The following is an 18626-nucleotide window of genomic DNA, read 5'->3' as shown; positions in this document are numbered from 1 at the left end:
AGTCGCGATAGAACGCAACTTATCAGCAATTTATCTCGGTTTAGACCTGCTTATTACAGGTCTTCTTGTTATAATACCCAGACCATTTACTTAGCATGGCAGAGATGCCTTGATCTTACGGATTATGCCTTTATGATGACCATCGCCGGACAACCGTTTCTTACCGATTTTCAGACGCAGCAACTCATCAGTCAGTTTCAGCAAAAAACCGAGCTAAATGTCAGTCAAATAAGTACACAGCAAGTGTATGTGCTATCACGAGAGCTATCTGGTGATGAACATAAAAAAGCGCTAGATTTACTGGCGGTTGACCAGTCAGCAACGCTAAATGCGCCGCAAGACAACCAATTACAAGTCATCGTTGGGCCACGTTTTGGTACGATATCGCCATGGGCAAGTAAAGCGACAGATATCTTTAATAACTGTGAAATCGAGATCAATCGTGTTGAACGTGTTGTCGTTTATACGTTAACCCTCGATGAAAAAACAGACGGTGACGCAGGCGAAAAACTACCAGTAGACGCTGAGCAGTTATTGTTTGACCGTATGACTCAGAGCTTGGTTTATGACTTGAGCGATGTCAGCAAATTATTTGATGATCAAGCGCCAGCCTCATTGAACCATATCGATGTAATAGGACAAGGTCAGGCAGCGCTAGAATCAGCCAATACAGAATTCGGCTTTGCGTTATCAAGTGAAGATATCGACTATCTAATGAATGCCTATGTCAATGAGTTGAAACGCAACCCAACTGACGTTGAGCTGATGATGTTTGCACAGGCCAACTCAGAGCATTGCCGTCATAAGATCTTTAATGCTCAGTGGACAGTCGATGGCGAAATACAGCCAAAGTCACTGTTCCAAATGATTAAAAACACGTACCAGTCGAATCCACAAGGTATCTTGTCAGCCTATAAAGACAACGCTGCGGTGATGGCAGGGTCTGATGGCATGCGTTTTTATCCTATCTCAACTGACGCGATGGATGCCAACTCAATCCATCCTTACGACTTTCATCAAGAAAACATCGATATCTTAATGAAAGTTGAGACGCACAATCACCCCACAGCGATTGCTCCGTATTCGGGTGCGGCAACAGGTGCTGGCGGTGAGATTCGTGACGAAGGTGCGACAGGCCGCGGCGGTAAGCCAAAAGCGGGTCTAACAGGGTTCCACGTGTCACATTTGCATATCCCAGAGCTTAGCGAAAAGTGGGAGCAGTCAGGTCAATTGAGCACACAGGATTATGGTACGCCAGATCGTATGGCAACCAGCCTTGAGATTATGACCGAAGCGCCGTTAGGCAGTGCCAATTTTTCAAACGAATTTGGTCGTCCAAATCTATGCGGTTACTTCCGTAGTTTTCAGCTAGATACCTCTGCGGAAAAAGACGGTAGCGAGATGCGCGGCTATCATAAGCCAATCATGTTGGCAGGTGGTTACGGTAATATCAAACGCAATCTGATTGAAAAAAATGCAATCACAAAAGGCGATTTGCTAATCGTCCTTGGTGGCCCTGCGATGCAAATCGGTCTGGGCGGCGGTGCCGCATCGTCAGTCGATAGTGGTGACCTTGATGAAGGTTTAGACTTTGCCTCAGTTCAGCGCGATAACGCTGAAATGGAGCGTCGTTGCCAAGAAGTCCTTGATCGCTGCTGGGCACTAGCGGGCGATGATGTCGATGTAAGCAATAACAGTAAAGACGGCAACCCAATCGTTTCACTACATGACGTAGGGGCAGGTGGTCTGTCTAATGCGATGCCAGAACTGGTCAATGACCATGAAATGGGCGCGCATCTGAACTTGCGTAAGATTCCATCATTAGAAGCTGGCATGTCACCAATGGCCATCTGGTCAAACGAAGCGCAAGAGCGTTATGTGCTAGCGATTCGCCCAGAGAGCAAAGATCAGTTCGATGCGATCTGTGCCCGTGAGCGCTGCCCATATGCTATCTTGGGCGAGGCGACGGATATCCGTCAGCTAATCGTTGATGATGAGCTGTTGGAAGAGCAACCAGTCGATATGCCGATGCAAGTACTGCTCGGCGGTACACCGAAAATGCAACGCAGCTTTGAGCGTACTGATAGCACGTTACCAGCATTAGAGCTTGATGATGTGAATCTAGCTGAATCAATCACCGATGTATTGCGTCACCCAACCGTGGCGAGCAAATCATTCTTGATTAGTATCGGTGACCGTTCTATCACTGGTATGGTCGTGCGTGATCAATATGTGGGTCGCTATCAAGTGCCTGTATCAGATTGTGCAGTGACGGCTTCTGGCTTAGTGGCATTAGATGGTCAGCCAATGACTGGCGAAGCAATGAGTGTCGGTGAGCGTACGCCTGTTGCGCTTATCAGTCCAAAAGCCTCGGCGCGTCTAGCGGTCGGTGAAGCGATTACCAACATCGCTGGTGCGCGTATCGCTCAATTGTCTGATATCACGATGTCAGCGAACTGGATGGCAGCGTGTGGTGATGACGTAGAAGATGCTGCATTGTTCGATGCTGTCCATGCCGTTGGTGAAGAGCTTTGCCCAGCACTGGGTATCGCTATCCCAGTCGGTAAAGACTCGCTATCGATGCGTGCTAACTGGACTGACAATGCCAACGAGAATAGTGAAAATAAAGATAAGTCCGTTGTGTCGCCAATGAGCTTGGTCGTGACTGCGTTTGCCCCTGTCGTTGACGTCGCAAAAACGCTAACCCCTGAGCTAATCAATGGCGACAGCGCGTTCTATCGTATTGACTTGTCAAAAGGTAAATTGCGTCTAGGTGGTTCAATCCTTGCGCAAACGCTGAGTCAACTAGGCAACGACTGCCCAGATTTAGCGCAGCCGAGCGACTTGATCGACTTCTTTAACTTTATCCAAGCGGGTAACGCGCAAGGCGTCATCAGCGCTTATCACGATATCGGTGATGGTGGTTTACTAGCAACCATCGCTGAGATGCAGTTCACTAGCCGTCAGGGTATCAAGCTGTCATTAAATGACGACAATTTACTCGGTCAGCTGTTCAGTGAAGAGCTGGGCGCGGTGATTCAAGTATTACCAGAAAATGTCGCTGCTCTCATGCAATTGGCAGAAGAGTTTAACGTTGCTGATATGCTGAGCCTTGTTGGTCAAAGCTCGGAAGAAGACAGCCTACTGATCCAAACGCCAACGCTCATGGGTGACGACACTCTACGCTTTAGCCGTGCTGAATTACAGCAAGCATGGACGCAGGTCAGCTATCAAATCGCGCGTCGCCGTGACAATCCAGCGTGCGTACAGCAAGAGTATGACTTGATTGCTAATGCGAGCCATAAAGGTCTGATCGCTGCGCCGAACTTTGATCTGAATCAAAAGGTTGAAGAGCCATACTTGGCAAGCCGCGAGAATAAGCCAAGAGTCGCTATCCTCCGCGAGCAAGGCGTCAACGGTCAGACAGAGATGGCAGCAGGCTTTACCCAAGCTGGCTTTGAAGCAGTCGATGTACACATGAGTGATCTACTAAATGGTCGCATCAATCTACGTGACTTCGACGGTCTGGTCGCTTGTGGTGGCTTTAGTTATGGTGATGTACTGGGCGCTGGCTCTGGCTGGGCGAACTCTATCTTGTTCCATGACGAGCTACGCATGCAGTTTGTCCGCTTCTTTGCCCGTCCTGATACCTTTAGCTTGGGTGTCTGTAACGGTTGTCAGATGATGGCTCAGTTAAAAGACCTCATCCCAGGTGCAGAAAACTTCCCACGTTTCGTCGCGAACAAATCAGCTCGTTTTGAAGCGCGTACGGTCAACGTAAAAGTTGAGCGTACCAAGTCGATCCTGTTCAAAGGCATGCAAGACAGTATCTTGCCAATCGCTGTGGCGCATGGTGAAGGCTATGCCACACTAGACAACAACGAAATCGACGGTATGGCAAAACACGGTCAGCTGGCGATGCGTTATGTCGACAGCCAAGGTCATCCAACCGAGACGTATCCGCTCAATCCAAACGGTTCGCTCGGCGGTGTCACGGGTCTATGTAGCACTGATGGTCGCGTCACTATCATGATGCCGCATCCTGAGCGTAACCTAAAAGCTTATAACCATAGCTGGAAACCAGAAGAGTGGGACGAAGACGGCGCGTGGATGCGTATGTTCCGTAATGCTCGCGCTTGGTTGCGCTAGTCGCTACTCAAACCTCTAGCAATTGCTTATAGTTTGAGATAGCTGTTGTTTAAAATAAAAAGGTGGGCTTAGGCTCACCTTTTTTGTGTTTAAGAGTTGAGTGTTTGGAAATAAAGACTAGCGTTTATACCGTGCTTTCACGAGTATAGGTGGTGACACCCATGTTAAAATTGCGGTGAATAAAGACTAGTATTAAGCAAAATAAGGATTAATAACATGTCAGGAATTACGGATATCAATGAGCTATTGAGTTCGATGCAGCCAGCACTGGTTGATGAATTATTTGTATTTTGTACTGTAAAAGGGGAGCTAGCAGAATACGTAAACCTAGCGCCAATAGCGACGTTTATGGAGACAGAAGGGCTGACTTTGGTTTTGACAAAAGACAAAGCTGACGAAGCGGGTTTGCATTACGAAGGCGTGTTTCGACAAATCACTCTGACGGTGCATTCAAGTTTAGAAGCGGTAGGTCTAACCGCAGCAGTGTCAACCAAACTGACCTCAAAAGGTATCAGTGCCAATGTGATCGCTGCCTATTATCATGACCATATATTTGTATCGAATGATAAAGCGGAGCAGGCGCTATCAGCGTTAAAAGAGCTGAGTAATATATAAAGTTTTTGACGTTCTCAATTGCTTCTTTAGGATCAACTGAGTTAGTTTAGACAATTGTTTTAGGTATGAAAAAAGGTGGGCGTAATGCTCACCTTCTTTGTGTTTGGAGTTTTAAAAAGTAAGGGACGTTATTTTCCACACTAAGGCCACTATTTAAAATTATACCTCTTTTGTAGCTCAGAAATATTATGTGGTTCAAAACCCTCCCCACGTTTGCGAGCCTCTTTCCATAACATATCATCTTTCATCGTTTCATCAACTAAAACTATAATTTCTTTATAAGATTTCTCGACTTGATCTCTTTTCAATGAGAGGTTTTCTTGTTTCAAGTCTTCAAACACTAAATCAATAAGAGTCTCTAAATTGTAAGTATTAAGATATTTGTTATCGTTCTTGAAAAGCTTGGTAAAAGGTAGTAGAAGGCACTCCTCTGAAACGCTTGTATTATCTTTACCAAAGATATTTTTGTGAGCCTTACTAAAGCAACAGAGGTAAATAAATTTGTCCAAATTTACACGTTTTAGACTGGACTTAGATAATGACATTCTTGAGTTGTCATCACTCAAAAATTTTTGGCATAATAGCATTAATAAATTATTTTCTACTCTAGATGATTTTTTAAAGCTATATGTAATCATGTCTTTATTAGATTCGTCGCTAACCATATATCCTGAATTTAAATACCATTTTTCTAAAAACTTATTAGTCCAAATTGAATCTTTTTTAAACTCAGTTGTCATAATTGTTTCTTTATAACCATCAGCATTGAACTTGATATAATTATGGTTGTTTTTGGAATTAACTTTAATTATGTCAAGTTTAGAAAGTTTTAATAGCTCCTTAAATGAGTGCTTATCTTTGAGATCAGATGAGAACTTAACCTCTGAATCATCGAATAAAGATAGCTCAGTCCATAAGTCATTATTAATCCTAGGATCTTCTATACTGAATATAGATAGTATAGAGCTAAGAAACTTATCGTTTTTAAGCTGATTTCTAATAGCTTCTAAATGATTCTTTAAAAGATGCTCGATAAGATCTTCAAAATACTCATTCCTATTCATTTTTTTCTGAAACTCTTTTCTCCACGTATTTCTGTCTAACTGTAGAGCATCTCTAGCGTCGAACCCGTAAAAATCAATAAATATTGGCATTATGAAGAAACTAGCTAAAGACTCAACACTTTGTCCTTTAAATAAATTATTTAGACGATAACTTGGACCCTTTAGGAAACTGACTTTCTCACAATTAAATACTCCAAAAAATAAATTATATTTACTATCCCATATCAATTCGTCTTTATGACGGGATATGCTTTCATAATTATTAAAATCCTTGTTCAAACTAACTGATACAGGAATATTTTTTATAATTTTCTCTTTAATATCACCTATTTTAGTTATTATTTGTAAATAGTCAAATATAGGTTGCTCAATTGGATCATATGAGTTTTGAACTTCATCAACTAATTTTTCTTCGTCGTTTGGATTAAAAAGATGCGAATTGTATCTCATTCCTCTTCTTTTAAGCCTAAGATATAAAGATAATGTAGTACCAAAATTTCTAGAAGTATTGCTGTCCATTTTCTCGATGAAGCAATACCCTTGATTGTTAGAAATTGGAGAAGTCATTTCAATATTATAGGAATTACTATCGAAAATACTTCTCGTTTCAATATAGACCTTATTGTATGGAGATTCGTTCCCTTCTAAAAGGAGAAAAGCACTATGTAAACCAATACCAAATGTACCAGAAGGGCGTATGGACAATGGCATGTCATTAATAATTTTCTTTCTTTCTAGATTTTTGCTAGAACCAGCAATCTTTTGCATATATTCGAGATCTTTAATACTAATTCCAGTACCCATATCGCTAATGCTAAACTTCCAAATACTATAATCTGAATTATCTTCATCTTTAATTTTAGTGAAATTTACAGAAATAGGATAATCTCGAATTACATTCGAAAACTCTTCACTGTATGGATTTGACTGTTTATTCAGCTTAGGTTTAGGAGAGTTATCTCCGAATTCAGTCCAAACTCTAATATAAGTTGCATCGATAGCGTTCTGAAACAACTCCCTGTAAATGTTAATTTCATCGTCATACAAGTTTTTTCCTTGCAATAACTCAATAGCGCTACGTTCATCCAATGAAAATCTCATTGGTTTATCATTAAGCAAAATTTTTGAGCCATCCATTTCAACATCGAGTTTATTGATTGTTGGTAATAAGCCAAAATCACGATGCGGTACGATATTTTTCCATTGTGACATTTGATCTTGAATTTCGCTCTGAATCATATCAAACCATCTACGACATTCAATATATGCCATTTCTGTACTACAGATAGCAGTCACGCTAACAGTTTCGTTATCTAACTGAAATTCACGGATAGCTTGATGCTTCTGTTCATGTGTTTTGCTAAGAGATGGCATATTATTCCCTGCTTGCTTAGACATGACAGGGCAAAAGCGGTTGTCATCAATATCAAATAAGTCACCTAAGCGTAGTAAGCAAGCGACAAAACGAGGGTGACAGTTTTCTGTACCCATTCCCGTTTGACGGAAGGGTAGTGTTTTCATCACATAATCTTCAAAACCAAGCCCATGCGCCCAGCATATTTGACCAAGATAACGATAAATACGTTTGGGAAGTAGTTCAGTGCGAGGAGAGCTAATACCAAGTTTCTCAAAAGGATCTAAAACCACTGAATTTGAGTTTTTGGCATGACCACGACGATACCATTCAGCTATCATTTGACGATATTTTTCAACGCCCGTATGTGGGTCTGAATGATTAACAAGAGCTTTGTTCCAACCATTTTTATGCCAGACTTTGGCAAATTCATGTAAGTCTTGCGTATTATCATTAGCTAGGCTTTCGACATATTCTTTAAAGTCATCTTCATCAAAAACTTTTTGAACTTCATCAGCACTAAATAACATACCGATATCGTGCCAGTACGCCGCTTCTAGAATTAACCATGTATCTGTCGCTGTCAGCTTTTCAATATTGCTACCTAACAGACGCTCGATATTGACGAGGATTTGCTGAGAGTGGGATTCATTATGACTACTAAAGTGTGGGTAATAACTGCCCACATTTTCGAGCGACTTACCGACGAGCTTTTCATCAAACTCCCATTGCGACATCAATATTTTAGTATTGCTGTCTTCATCAGTTTTCTTTCTTAGATGTTTGATTAATCCTGCGCTCATGGTAAGTCCTTTTTATTATCTTTTAAGTAAGACGTTTTAGTTTTGTATCATTTATCAACATAGGTTGATTTTACCGTAAACGCACGATTAACGGATAAAAAATATTTTCACCTAACTATTTATACTTTATCCTTCTCATTACTTTTCATTATCCAAAAAAAACGGCGCTGAAATCAGTGCCGTTTTATCAGTCATGACAATGTAAACCCTAATCACGACTCGTCAAATACTAAATCGCCAAAATCAATCCCAGCTTAAAATCACCTTACCGCATTGCCCACTTTCCATGATATCAAAGCCTTCTTGAAAATCATCAATGTGCATGCGATGGGTAATGATTGGTGTCAAATCAATACCGCTAATCAGCATTTGCTCCATCTGATACCACGTCTCCCACATCTCGCGCCCATAAATACCTTTTAGGGTTAACGCCTTAAAAATAATCTTGCTCCAATCCACCGTGGTAGTGTTAGGCAAAATGCCCAAGAGCGCAATTTTAGAGCCGTTATACATGTTACTAATCATCGAATCAAAGGCCTGAGGCGAGCCTGACATCTCAAGCCCAATATCAAAACCGTGCATTTTTAACTCAGCAATAGCACCTTCGATGGTTTCACCCTTGGCTGGGTTGATGGTCATCGTCGCGCCCATTTTTTTGGCAAGCTCTAGACGATAATCACTGATATCACTGACCACAATGTTACGTGCTCCGGCAAATCGGCAAATCGCCGTTGCCATTGAACCAATCAATCCTGCACCCGTGATTAGCACATCTTCACCAAGGACAGGAAATGATAAAGCGGTATGAGTGGCGTTGCCAAAGGGATCCATAATGGCGGCCATCTCATCGCTGATACGCTCATCGAGTTTGATGACATTGTCGGCAGGTATCACCAAATATTCGGCAAACGCGCCATCGCGGTCAACGCCCACGCCGATGGTATTTTCGCACACATGTAGCTTACCACGGCGGCAGTTACGGCAATGCCCGCAAGCGATATGGCCTTCGCCTGTGACTCGGTCACCTACTTCAAGATGCTTGACGCCATCGCCCATTTCACTAATGACACCGACGTATTCATGTCCGATAATCATCGGCGTGTTTATGGTTTTTTGTGACCACTCATCCCACTTATAAATGTGCAAATCTGTGCCACAGATGGCGGTTTTTTTAATTTTTATTTTAACGTCATTGATGCCGACCGTTGGTTCTGGCATGTCTTGCATCCAGATGCCTTTTTCGGCATGAGCTTTAACCAGTGCTTTCATAGTTTTCTCTTATTTAGCTGCATTATATTTTATGGTTGAATCTGGGGTGTCCTCATTTTAAAAATGGTGATAAAAATGAGATAAATTGCCGTCAAACGAGGAAAATAGTGCAGATAATATCGAGATATTGACCAACTATTTGACGATGTTTGGCAAAATTTAGCTATTTTTAGCCCATTTAGAGAACGCTCGTTTGAATTGAGGGCACGCCCTAGATAAATATCGAACGACGCTTAATCAATCACTTTCATTTGCTTGGCGACTTTGATAAAGGCGGCGATACACTGGTCGAGCTGCTCGCGAGTATGGGCGGCAGAGAGCTGGACACGAATGCGAGCCTCGTTTTTGGGTACGACAGGGTAAAAGAAGCCAATCACATAAATGCCTTCTTCAAGCAGTGCATTTGCCATTTGCTGCGAGACATTGGCGTCATACAGCATCACTGCACAAATGGCCGATTCGGTGGGCTTGATGTCGAAGCCCGCGTCTTGCATTTGCTTCACAAAATAGGCAGTATTTTCATGCAATTGGTCTTGTAGAGTATTGTCTTGCGATAGCATTTCAAACGCTTTTACCCCAGCGGCAGCCACCATAGGAGGAATAGAATTTGAAAATAGATACGGGCGTGAGCGTTGACGCAGCATCTCAATCATTTCTTTTTTACCCGTGGTAAAGCCGCCAATAGCACCGCCAAATGCCTTGCCCAAAGTGCCAGTGATCAGCTCAATATCGCCACGTAGATCAAACAATTCAGTCACGCCGCCACCAGTGCGACCGACCACGCCTGCTGAATGTGATTCGTCAATCATGACCATGGCATCATATTTTTGTGCCAACGCATAAATCTCATCCATCGGCGCTACATTACCATCCATTGAAAACACACCATCAGTGACAATCAAACGAAAACGCTGTGCTTGCGCCGCTTGCAATTGCGTTTCTAAATCTTGCATATCTGCATTGGCATAGCGATAACGCGCGGCTTTACACAGGCGTACACCATCGATGATTGAGGCATGATTTAACGAATCAGAAATAATGGCGTCTTCGCTAGTCAGCAGTGGTTCAAAGGCACCGCCATTGGCATCGAAACAGGCCGCATAAAGAATGGTATCTTCGGTATTAAAAAACTTAGAGATCGCTGCTTCTAATTGCTTATGCAAATTTTGCGTACCACAAATAAACCGCACCGATGACATGCCGTAACCTGAGTTTTCGATGGCTTGGATCGCCGCCTTTTTAATCTCAGGGTGGTCAGACAATCCAAGGTAATTATTGGCACAGAAGTTAAGCATCTCACGGCCATCGGCAATCTTGATGAGCGCATCTTGCGGAGAGGTAATAACGCGCTCGTTTTTATACAGTCCTGCCGCGCGTATATCACTGATTTCTTGTTGTAGGTGTTTTTGAAAGGCTTGATACATAAATATTCCTTTTTTAGTATTATTGGTGTTCGTTTGATAATAGAGATATTGGGACTGGTAATAGAATCAAGTTATCAAAGCCAAGCTATCATTAAAATCAACGATAAAACTAAAGAGGCGGGAAGCCAACGAGATGGTGCGAGCAGTGATACTATCTATAACCCTGTGAGCGGTGATTTTATCATTAGCCTATCGCAATAAATAGCCTAAATAGTCGGTAGATAGGCCTTCTTTTATAAAGCTATATAGTACTGTTTAGTTGTAGTGTTGGTCTCATAGCGGCTTAGCTATGTCTCAAAACATAAGACATCAACTTGCGCATCTTTATAATCTTGATCGTTAACTACCGTCTATCCAGTTAGTCATCTTTGGGACGCTTCTGAGCCTCAGCGATCAACTCATGAATCTTGGTACTTTCCTTTAGCACACAAGCATCATAGGCAGAAAGTGGCTCAGGTTCTTGCTCCTCTTTCTTTTCCTGCTCTTGCTCTTGTTTGGCTTTTTCTTCTAAATACTTTTGCAGATCGTCTTGCTCATTTTTTTGAGAGTTATTCATGGTTTATGTCTCCTAATAGCCTGTATTCTTTAATAAAAATCATCCCGACCAGCATACTTCTTATTTAGTGCCTGCAATATCGCATAGGTCTCGCTATCCATATTACCCGTTGGCTGCTGCGCTCTAAAGTGCAGCTGAAACGCATAGACGACATCGCGACTGGCTTTGTCCCACGTATCAGTATCGTTGATTTGATAGCCATACTTGCGAAACGCTTGCTTAATCTCAGGTATCGTTGCCGACGCAAATCCATTTTGATTCATAAAGAACTGCTTATCAAATTCATCATACCAAGCGCCAATACCGTAATCGAAATACAGTCGCTCCCACGGGAATTTGGCACCGGGGTCTATCTTGCGCGAGGGTGCCATGTCCGAGTGACCGATAATATTCTTTGGTGAGATGTCATATCTCGCAGTGATGTCTTGTACTAACTCCGCGACCTTTTTAATCTGTAACTCGTCAAAAGCCACATAATGGTCATAAGGATGATATGCCAGCTGGCCGTCTTTCAGTGCATTTTGATACTCAGGCGTAATCCCTGCATTGACGATTTCTATACCGATAGAAGTATCGTTTAATATCGTTCGTCCTGCAAAACCGCCATCACCTGCATGCCATGCGCGCTCGCTCTCTGGTACTAAGTTGTAGATTTTATTGTCGTCGTTGTCTAATACTAGATAGTGCGCGCTCACATTGCCCGTGGTCAATGTCTTTATCGAGCGCTCATTATCTGAAACCGTATAGTGCAATACGATGGTTTTGATGCGCTCGCTTTTGCCAGTAGCTTGGTAGCTATCGCTGTCGATTACATATTGCGGCTCTGACGTTGATACGCAGCCCACGAGCGATAGTATAGAGGATGATACTAGTACTGATGCCAATGCAATCGAGGAAATGTTTTTTACCATGAAATGCTCTGTGTGGGAATAGTTGCGGTTAATTAACGTTGGAATTGACTGCGATTTTTTTATAACCAATTGCCCCGAGCAGAATAAAGAATCCTAGCAAGACATAAGCATTGAATGACAGCGCTGCTGGTGAAAATGGTAGCAGTAACAGCGATATAAAGACCATACTGATTAATACAGAGAGATAATTTAACGGACTTGCCTGTTTCTTTTTTCGCTCATTGATAAGGTCGGCGGTCGTGACATAAGCGAAGCCAACTGTAATGCCCAAGGACGCCATTGTCACGATATCGAGTAGGTAGTTTCTACCTAGCCAAGGAGAGAGTAGGCACACCAAGCATATCAATATAACGGTTTTTTGCTTACTGAATTGGTTGTGTTTATCTGTAAATATACTGGGCAGTAATGACGTGTCGCCCATAGATTCTAAGAGCTTAACCGATGACAATATAAAGCCGTTGATACCGCTCATTATCGAGCCAATCATAGCGATCGATAGCAGCCAAATGCCGATGCTACCAATCCGATTGTCTATGCCTTCACCTGTCGCCCAGTGGCTGTCTTTAATTGCTTGATAGTCAAAGCTCATATTCAGCGCGGTAAAGTAGTTGATCAAAAAGTAAAACAACACGCCAGCTATGAGTGAAATTAGGATAATACTTTTGGTCTTGGTTTTTGAATCGCTGATGGCTTTTGAAATCTGCGGTGTGGTCTCAAAACCAACATACGCCCACGGCATAACGGCCAAGATAGGTAACCATGCCAGACTGGTGATAGAGCCGCTAGACATATCAGTTGGCAAAAATGCTTGGGTAGTTGGTGTCATCCAAAGCGAGGCAAAAAACAGCGCAGTGACTGATAGAATCATAAAGAGGGCGATATAGAGTTGGATTTTTGCGCCGACTCGTACGCCTTTTAGGTTGATATAACTGAACAGAATAATAGCCGCGCTGCATAGGAACACTTCACTGGCGTAGACTTCCCAACCAGCAATCGTATACAGATAGCTTAATTGTAAGCCACTAGGTAGCAGATAGCGCAGTAGCAAAGCGACGGCTGATATATTGAGCGCGATAATAGAAATATAGCCTATCGTGACGCCCCAACCATAAATATAGGCATGCTTGCGATTAATGTATTTTTCAATCCAATAGATACCGCCTGACTCGTTCTCTGGCGTTTGGGTCAGCAAATTAATATAGGCACGCGCAACCATATAGATGGCTAAAGTACCAATAATAATAGCAACAGAAGAGCCTAATAGCTGTGACTGCGGCAAAAACAAATCACCTGGCATGACATAAGCGCCCCAGCCGATAATCGCACCGACGCTAATCGCTATCGCTTGTAGGTAGCTGATACTTTCTGTCTTTTCACTCATAAAGTGCTCCTTCACGATCAAAGATGGAGAAGGATAGAATGTTTATTATGGAGCTGACATAGAACATGAAAAACCTTGTGACGCCATTACGCAGGGTAGTGGCTATCTTTTATAAATAGAAAAGTCATATTAAAGGTTTTTGTTGAGTGTTACCTTTTCAATCCTGTTGGATTTTTTTAGCCAGAACCTTTTTCCAACTGTCCTCTAAACAGTCAATCGCGAGCCACGGTTCAATCACATTAGCATCAAACTTTTCTTTTGAGTTGGACAGTTGCCATAGCGTCTCTAATGTCGCAAACGGATAAGGGCGCTCAACCAAATATACGGGCAAATCAGCGTCTATAATGCCATCGCGTACAACTTGGAAATACCAACCAGAGATACCTTGCTTGCTGACCCATGCCGCGATATTTGGTACTTTGGTAAATTGGCCAATTTGATCATTAATTTTGTAGCAGGGGCGGCGTGGTTGGACGATACGTAGTTGAACGCTATCACCATCATTACTGTTATCTTGGCCATTTTCAAAATGTCCACCATATTGAAAAACATCGCCAATACAAACGGTAGATTCGGTCATTTCAGGCAAACCATTGATAGCTTCAGTCGTAAGGTTTTCTCCTAGCGTACCGACGCGCACTTTCAGGCCAAACTCGCCATTGATTTTTTCATACGTCGCAGGCGCTAGCTGATGCACGGCTTTTAATGGGCCACCATGATGTTTGCGGTCAGCCTGTTCATCAGTGGTTAAGCCCATAAAGTAGACGGCGACAGGAGATTTGATAGGTGCTTTATCAATGGCGCTCATTTCTTCACGGGCGAATGGCATAGACTTACCAGCGCGAACACAAGTGAGGGTAGCGATATGTAGGGGCAAGTCTTGGTTAAAATCTGTTAAGGTTTGCTCAGGTGGTGACGTAATCGATTCTGCGCTCATATGGTTTCCTAATAAGTAGAATGAATAGGCTAAGGCGGCTTAATTTTGGCGGTTTAATTTTAGTGGCTAATAAATACTAATACGAAATGAGCTTATCTGTACTCAATGATGTATCTGATTATACTGGTTCACAACCATAAAATTTACATAAAAAAAGACCAGAATAAGTATTCTGGTCTTTTTGATGGAGCGTTTCTTAATTTTGAACGAGTAACGAGTATCGTCACTGACAAGCTTATTTGTTTTTGTTACGACGACCTGCAGTTTTCTTTTCGCGCGGCGTAGCAACCAGCTCAGCCAACTGCTCAGGTGATGACCATAGGCCTTCTAAGTCATAAAACTCACGTGCTTGCGGCGTCATCATGTGGACGACAACTGCGCCCAAATCAATCAACGTCCAGTCAGAGTCGATGCCACCTTCACGGCCAAGTGGCATAAAGCCCGCTTGCTTAGCTTCAGCGCCGACGCTATCAGCCATCGCACGTACATGACGCTTTGAGGTACCATCAGCGATGATAATGCGCTCTGTTACGTCAGTCAACTCTTCTACATTCATTACAGTGATGTTCTTTGCTTTCATATCATCTAGAGCGCTTTGTACTAGGGTCAAGCATTCTGTTAGGCGTTCTGCAGTCATGGTGTTGGTCATAAATTTTAATCTCTTGAATCGTAAATATGTAAAATAAAGGGGTAAAACGTCAATTTGTCTTATCCGACTGATCATATATTGTCAGTCACGCATAGAGACAGGATAGGCAAAATGACATAGATAAGGCGATTTTAACGGAATTGAGCAGCAGAATATAGCTGATGGGCGATAATATATTGATAAACAGCAGGATTTAGCCATTTAGCTAATGGATTAGATTCAGTATTGCTAATGATATCATTTATTGATGCTATAGATGCGATTTGCCGTTGAGCGACTGGCATTTTATTTGTTTGATCGTCTAATTTCTGTAGTTGTTCACGTATTTGCGTACTCGATACCGCAGTAATAGGTCGCGAATCTATATAAATGCGTCCTTGATTGGCGTTTTTCAAGTCAGGGCTTTTCAAGTCAGTGCTAGTCGGATCAGTGTTATTTGGATTAGTACTATTTGAGTTTAAGCTATCTGACGATTGCTGAATGGTTGGAGTTAATAGCTCGATAGGTGAGTCCGTTATATGGGGCTGCAATGACAACGGCAATTGCGTTTTTAAGAAATTAACATCTTGGGTAGTCGCTGTATTATTTTTAGAAGAGATAGTGCGGTCAGTAAATTTTTCGCTAATACCATCACTCACATCGGTACTGCTCTGACGATTAAACACCCATAAATTGACATGGTCAGTGAGACGCAAGCCATCTTTCCATTTATCTAAACTATGGGCGCTGTCCATACCCATGATAAATATCAAACTGTCATTAGGATATTGTTGTCTTAATGTGCGTACACTGTCGATCGTATAGACAGGCGGCGCTTGCCATAGCTCTAACTCATTGATCTGTATCGGCGTACTCTCCGTCGCTAGCTTTAGCATCGCTAAACGATGGTTAGGGTCTGTACTTTGGGTCTTAAATGGCGAGCGTGCATTGGGTAATAAGGACACATGCAGTGTACGATGTAGCCGCGTTGCGATTGGTAGTAGGTGCTGATAGACAAACATTGCTACTTCTAGATGACCATTATGTACGGGATCGAACGAGCCACCAAGATAGGCACGAATGGCAGGTGCAGGTGTTTTCTCTTGAGGGCTGTTGCTCGTATTTGGCATAAATAAATGTATAAAAGTAGATAGGGTGCACGTTAACATTGATGCACCTTGCTCTTTTACTGGCTGGCCTTTTTAGATTAAATGATTTGATGATAGCGCTATTGTAGAGGGCAGACGAGCATCTGTCACCACTGTCTGTCACAGAGCCCCAATAAAAAACCGACCATCATAATGATAGTCGGCTTTGTATAGGACTTTAATTAGCGAGTCTTACAGCGATTAAATCAAATCGCTATACGCTTGGATAGCGGTTAACGCGATGGTATAAACGATATCGTCGACCAAGGCACCACGTGATAAATCATTAACGGGTTTATTCAAGCCTTGTAGCATAGGGCCGACACTGACGACGTTGGCACTACGCTGTACCGCTTTATACGTCGTGTTACCAGTATTAAGGTCAGGGAAGATAAAGACGTTGGCTTGTCCAGCGACAGGTGAGTCAGGTGCTTTTTGCTTACCGACGCTCATGACAGACGCCGCATCATACTGTAGTGGGCCGTCGACCTTGAGGTCTGGTGCGCGCTCGCGAACGATTTGTGTGGCACGGGCGACTTTTTCGACATCCGCGCCTGCGCCTGATGAGCCAGTAGAGTAGCTGATCATCGCAACTTTTGGATCGATACCAAAGGCAGCAGCAGACTGTGCGGATTGAATGGCAATCTCTGCCAGCTCTTCAGCGTTAGGATCTGGGTTGATCGCACAGTCACCATAGACGACCACTTGCTCAGGCAACAGCATAAAGAACACTGATGACACGAGTGAGTATTGCGGCGCGGTCTTAATCAGCTGGAATGCCGGACGTACTGTGTTGGCAGTGGTATGAATCGCACCTGAGACCAGACCATCGACTTCATCTAGTTGGAGCATGATAGTACCTAGATAGACCGTGTCTTTTAGATATTCAGCAGCAACTTCTGCAGTGGTTTTGCCTTTACGACGATCTACGACAGCAGCGATATATTTGCTCATATCGAGGTTGTCAGGGTCAATGATCTCTAACCCTTCAGGCAACGTCAAATCACGGTTTTTGGCCACTTGCTCAACGTCACTACGCTTAGCAAGTAACACGCAGTTGGCGATACTGCGACTCTGACAGATACAGGCTGCTTCGACCGTACGTGGTTCCGCGCCTTCTGGCAGCACAATACGTTTTTTGGCGTGCTGTGATTTTTTGACCAACTGATGGCGAAACGCTGATGGTGACAGACGCGGCTCATGATTACGGCTGAAGTATTCTTTAATCCAGCTCAGATCCAAATGCGCCGCCACATAACGAGCCACCTCATCAGCACGTTCTGTATCATCACTTGGAATCTCAGAACTCATATGCATCAGGCTCTGTACTGTCTCGTAGCTGTCGCTTTCGACACTCATGACAGGGATGCCAGTTTTGAGCGCTGATTGCCAAAGCTCAGCAACTGTCTCACTTGGAGTGATACCACCTGTCAACACTAGACCTGCCAATGGAATTCCATTGATACAGGCCAATCCAGCAGCTAACAGCAAGTCATCACGGTCGCCGGGCACGACCATTAACGTACCACGCTTAAAGACTTCGTTGACACGTGCCACTGAACGAGCGGTTAGGCTGATACGATTGATACGACGTGTCTTTGCTTCGCCAACATTTAGCCAAGTCGCATCAAGCTCTGTTGCGATATCCCATGTGCGGGGCACAGATAGAGAGTCACTAAAAGGCACCACTCCAATAAGGCGGAACACTTCGGTATTGAACGAAGGCGATAAGCGTTGAACCTCTTGTAGAAAAATTGGATCTAAGCTGACAACGGCCTCACCAGGCGCGACAGGTTGATTATCAAAGGTGTTCGGCACGTCTTGTACCCGCATCAATATCACGCCTAGTGTCCGTGAATCGATGACACCGCCAAACTCACGGGCATGGACATCCAGTTTATCCGCTAAATAAGCAGGTTTACTGATATCAGCGGTACTGACAAATATAATTTTGGCGTCTAGCGCGTGAGCAAGTGCACGGTTGATTTGTGAAGCATAAGAGGTCTCAGTGGTTGGCACCAGACCTTCACAGATAATCACGTCATGACCATCATCGATCGTATGAAAATTGGCAATCACTTCTTCCATCAAGTCATCAAGATTGTCATCGCCTAGCATACGCTCGACGTGTTGACGGCTGATAGAATCAGGCGGATTTAGGCCAAATGCGTGCATGGTCAATGCGCTTGAGCTGTCTAAGCTGTGCTGTTTGTCTAGCGTATCATCTTGCAAAAACGGCTTCATAAAGCCCGCTTTGATACCGTTGTAATCAAAGGCACGGATTAGCCCTAGCGCGGCTGATGTTACACCGATACCGCGACTAATGGGAACAAGTAAAATGGTTTGCATAATGTGTCCTACAATTTATTTTATTTTAGACGTCGAGT

12 protein-coding genes are annotated in these 18626 nt (G+C 43.3%); 2 read left to right on the top strand and 10 right to left on the bottom strand.

Annotation, left to right across the window (positions count from 1 at the left end; translation table 11 throughout):
• Positions 1 to 132 precede the first annotated feature (132 nt).
• Both purL and ACIGBM_RS02040 read left to right on the top strand, forming a co-directional pair.
• A complete protein-coding gene (gene purL, locus ACIGBM_RS02045) occupies positions 133 to 4149 on the top strand; it encodes a phosphoribosylformylglycinamidine synthase (RefSeq protein WP_397476580.1) in 4017 nt (1338 codons plus the stop codon).
• Positions 4150 to 4365: 216 nt separating this feature from the next.
• Positions 4366 to 4764, top strand: coding sequence for an ACT domain-containing protein (locus ACIGBM_RS02040; protein ID WP_102083178.1), 399 nt, complete (start codon positions 4366 to 4368; stop codon positions 4762 to 4764).
• 149 nt (positions 4765 to 4913) lie between these two features.
• Here the strand turns inward: ACIGBM_RS02040 and ACIGBM_RS02035 are convergent, their stop codons facing one another.
• The 10 genes from ACIGBM_RS02035 to pta all read right to left on the bottom strand — a co-directional run bounded on the left by ACIGBM_RS02035 (position 4914) and on the right by pta (position 18588).
• Complete coding sequence (locus ACIGBM_RS02035) at positions 4914 to 7985, bottom strand: ATP-binding protein (protein ID WP_102083179.1); 3072 nt, start codon at positions 7983 to 7985, stop codon at positions 4914 to 4916.
• A gap of 243 nt (positions 7986 to 8228) precedes the next feature.
• Entirely contained in the window at positions 8229 to 9254 is a 1026-nt protein-coding gene (gene tdh / locus ACIGBM_RS02030) for an L-threonine 3-dehydrogenase (protein WP_296135314.1), read from the bottom strand.
• Between the two features lie 233 nt (positions 9255 to 9487).
• Positions 9488 to 10678 carry a glycine C-acetyltransferase gene (gene kbl, locus ACIGBM_RS02025; RefSeq protein ID WP_102078023.1) on the bottom strand — a complete coding sequence of 397 codons (1191 nt, stop codon included), beginning with the start codon at positions 10676 to 10678 and terminating at the stop codon, positions 9488 to 9490.
• A gap of 358 nt (positions 10679 to 11036) precedes the next feature.
• Positions 11037 to 11234 carry a hypothetical protein gene (locus tag ACIGBM_RS02020; RefSeq protein ID WP_102078024.1) on the bottom strand — a complete coding sequence of 66 codons (198 nt, stop codon included), beginning with the start codon at positions 11232 to 11234 and terminating at the stop codon, positions 11037 to 11039.
• A gap of 29 nt (positions 11235 to 11263) precedes the next feature.
• Positions 11264 to 12145, bottom strand: a complete 882-nt coding sequence (locus ACIGBM_RS02015) for an N-acetylmuramoyl-L-alanine amidase (protein ID WP_102078025.1) — start codon at positions 12143 to 12145, stop codon at positions 11264 to 11266.
• 28 nt (positions 12146 to 12173) lie between these two features.
• Complete coding sequence (locus tag ACIGBM_RS02010; RefSeq protein ID WP_102078026.1) at positions 12174 to 13526, bottom strand: APC family permease; 1353 nt, start codon at positions 13524 to 13526, stop codon at positions 12174 to 12176.
• Between the two features lie 157 nt (positions 13527 to 13683).
• Positions 13684 to 14463, bottom strand: a complete 780-nt coding sequence (locus ACIGBM_RS02005) for an MOSC domain-containing protein (protein ID WP_102078027.1) — start codon at positions 14461 to 14463, stop codon at positions 13684 to 13686.
• A gap of 235 nt (positions 14464 to 14698) precedes the next feature.
• Positions 14699 to 15112: a ribosome silencing factor gene (gene rsfS, locus ACIGBM_RS02000; RefSeq protein ID WP_057758112.1), complete on the bottom strand. Its 414-nt coding sequence runs from the start codon at positions 15110 to 15112 to the stop codon at positions 14699 to 14701.
• Positions 15113 to 15243: 131 nt separating this feature from the next.
• Positions 15244 to 16260 carry a nicotinate-nicotinamide nucleotide adenylyltransferase gene (locus tag ACIGBM_RS01995; RefSeq protein WP_228706773.1) on the bottom strand — a complete coding sequence of 339 codons (1017 nt, stop codon included), beginning with the start codon at positions 16258 to 16260 and terminating at the stop codon, positions 15244 to 15246.
• 180 nt (positions 16261 to 16440) lie between these two features.
• Positions 16441 to 18588, bottom strand: coding sequence for a phosphate acetyltransferase (gene pta / locus ACIGBM_RS01990; RefSeq protein ID WP_397476579.1), 2148 nt, complete (start codon positions 18586 to 18588; stop codon positions 16441 to 16443).
• Between the last annotated feature and the right edge of the window lie 38 nt (positions 18589 to 18626).

It is taken from the genome of Psychrobacter sp. NPDC077938 (genome assembly GCF_044542635.1).
GTDB lineage: Bacteria > Pseudomonadota > Gammaproteobacteria > Pseudomonadales > Moraxellaceae > Psychrobacter.
The sequence above is the reverse complement of the archived record's forward strand: the minus strand, read 5'-3'. Positions and strand labels throughout refer to the sequence as shown.

What these genes read in the sequence shown, in the direction of transcription:
- ACIGBM_RS02040 (WP_102083178.1), top strand. Translation starts at nt 4,366, where the DNA reads ATGTCAGGAATTACGGATATCAATGAGCTATTGAGTTCGATGCAGCCA.
- kbl (WP_102078023.1), bottom strand. Translation starts at nt 10,678, where the DNA reads ATGTATCAAGCCTTTCAAAAACACCTACAACAAGAAATCAGTGATATA.
- ACIGBM_RS02015 (WP_102078025.1), bottom strand. Translation starts at nt 12,145, where the DNA reads ATGGTAAAAAACATTTCCTCGATTGCATTGGCATCAGTACTAGTATCA.
- rsfS (WP_057758112.1), bottom strand. Translation starts at nt 15,112, where the DNA reads ATGACCAACACCATGACTGCAGAACGCCTAACAGAATGCTTGACCCTA.
- ACIGBM_RS01995 (WP_228706773.1), bottom strand. Translation starts at nt 16,260, where the DNA reads ATGTTAACGTGCACCCTATCTACTTTTATACATTTATTTATGCCAAAT.
- purL (WP_397476580.1), top strand. Translation starts at nt 133, where the DNA reads ATGATGACCATCGCCGGACAACCGTTTCTTACCGATTTTCAGACGCAG.
- ACIGBM_RS02035 (WP_102083179.1), bottom strand. Translation starts at nt 7,985, where the DNA reads ATGAGCGCAGGATTAATCAAACATCTAAGAAAGAAAACTGATGAAGAC.
- tdh (WP_296135314.1), bottom strand. Translation starts at nt 9,254, where the DNA reads ATGAAAGCACTGGTTAAAGCTCATGCCGAAAAAGGCATCTGGATGCAA.
- ACIGBM_RS02010 (WP_102078026.1), bottom strand. Translation starts at nt 13,526, where the DNA reads ATGAGTGAAAAGACAGAAAGTATCAGCTACCTACAAGCGATAGCGATT.
- pta (WP_397476579.1), bottom strand. Translation starts at nt 18,588, where the DNA reads ATGCAAACCATTTTACTTGTTCCCATTAGTCGCGGTATCGGTGTAACA.
- ACIGBM_RS02020 (WP_102078024.1), bottom strand. Translation starts at nt 11,234, where the DNA reads ATGAATAACTCTCAAAAAAATGAGCAAGACGATCTGCAAAAGTATTTA.
- ACIGBM_RS02005 (WP_102078027.1), bottom strand. Translation starts at nt 14,463, where the DNA reads ATGAGCGCAGAATCGATTACGTCACCACCTGAGCAAACCTTAACAGAT.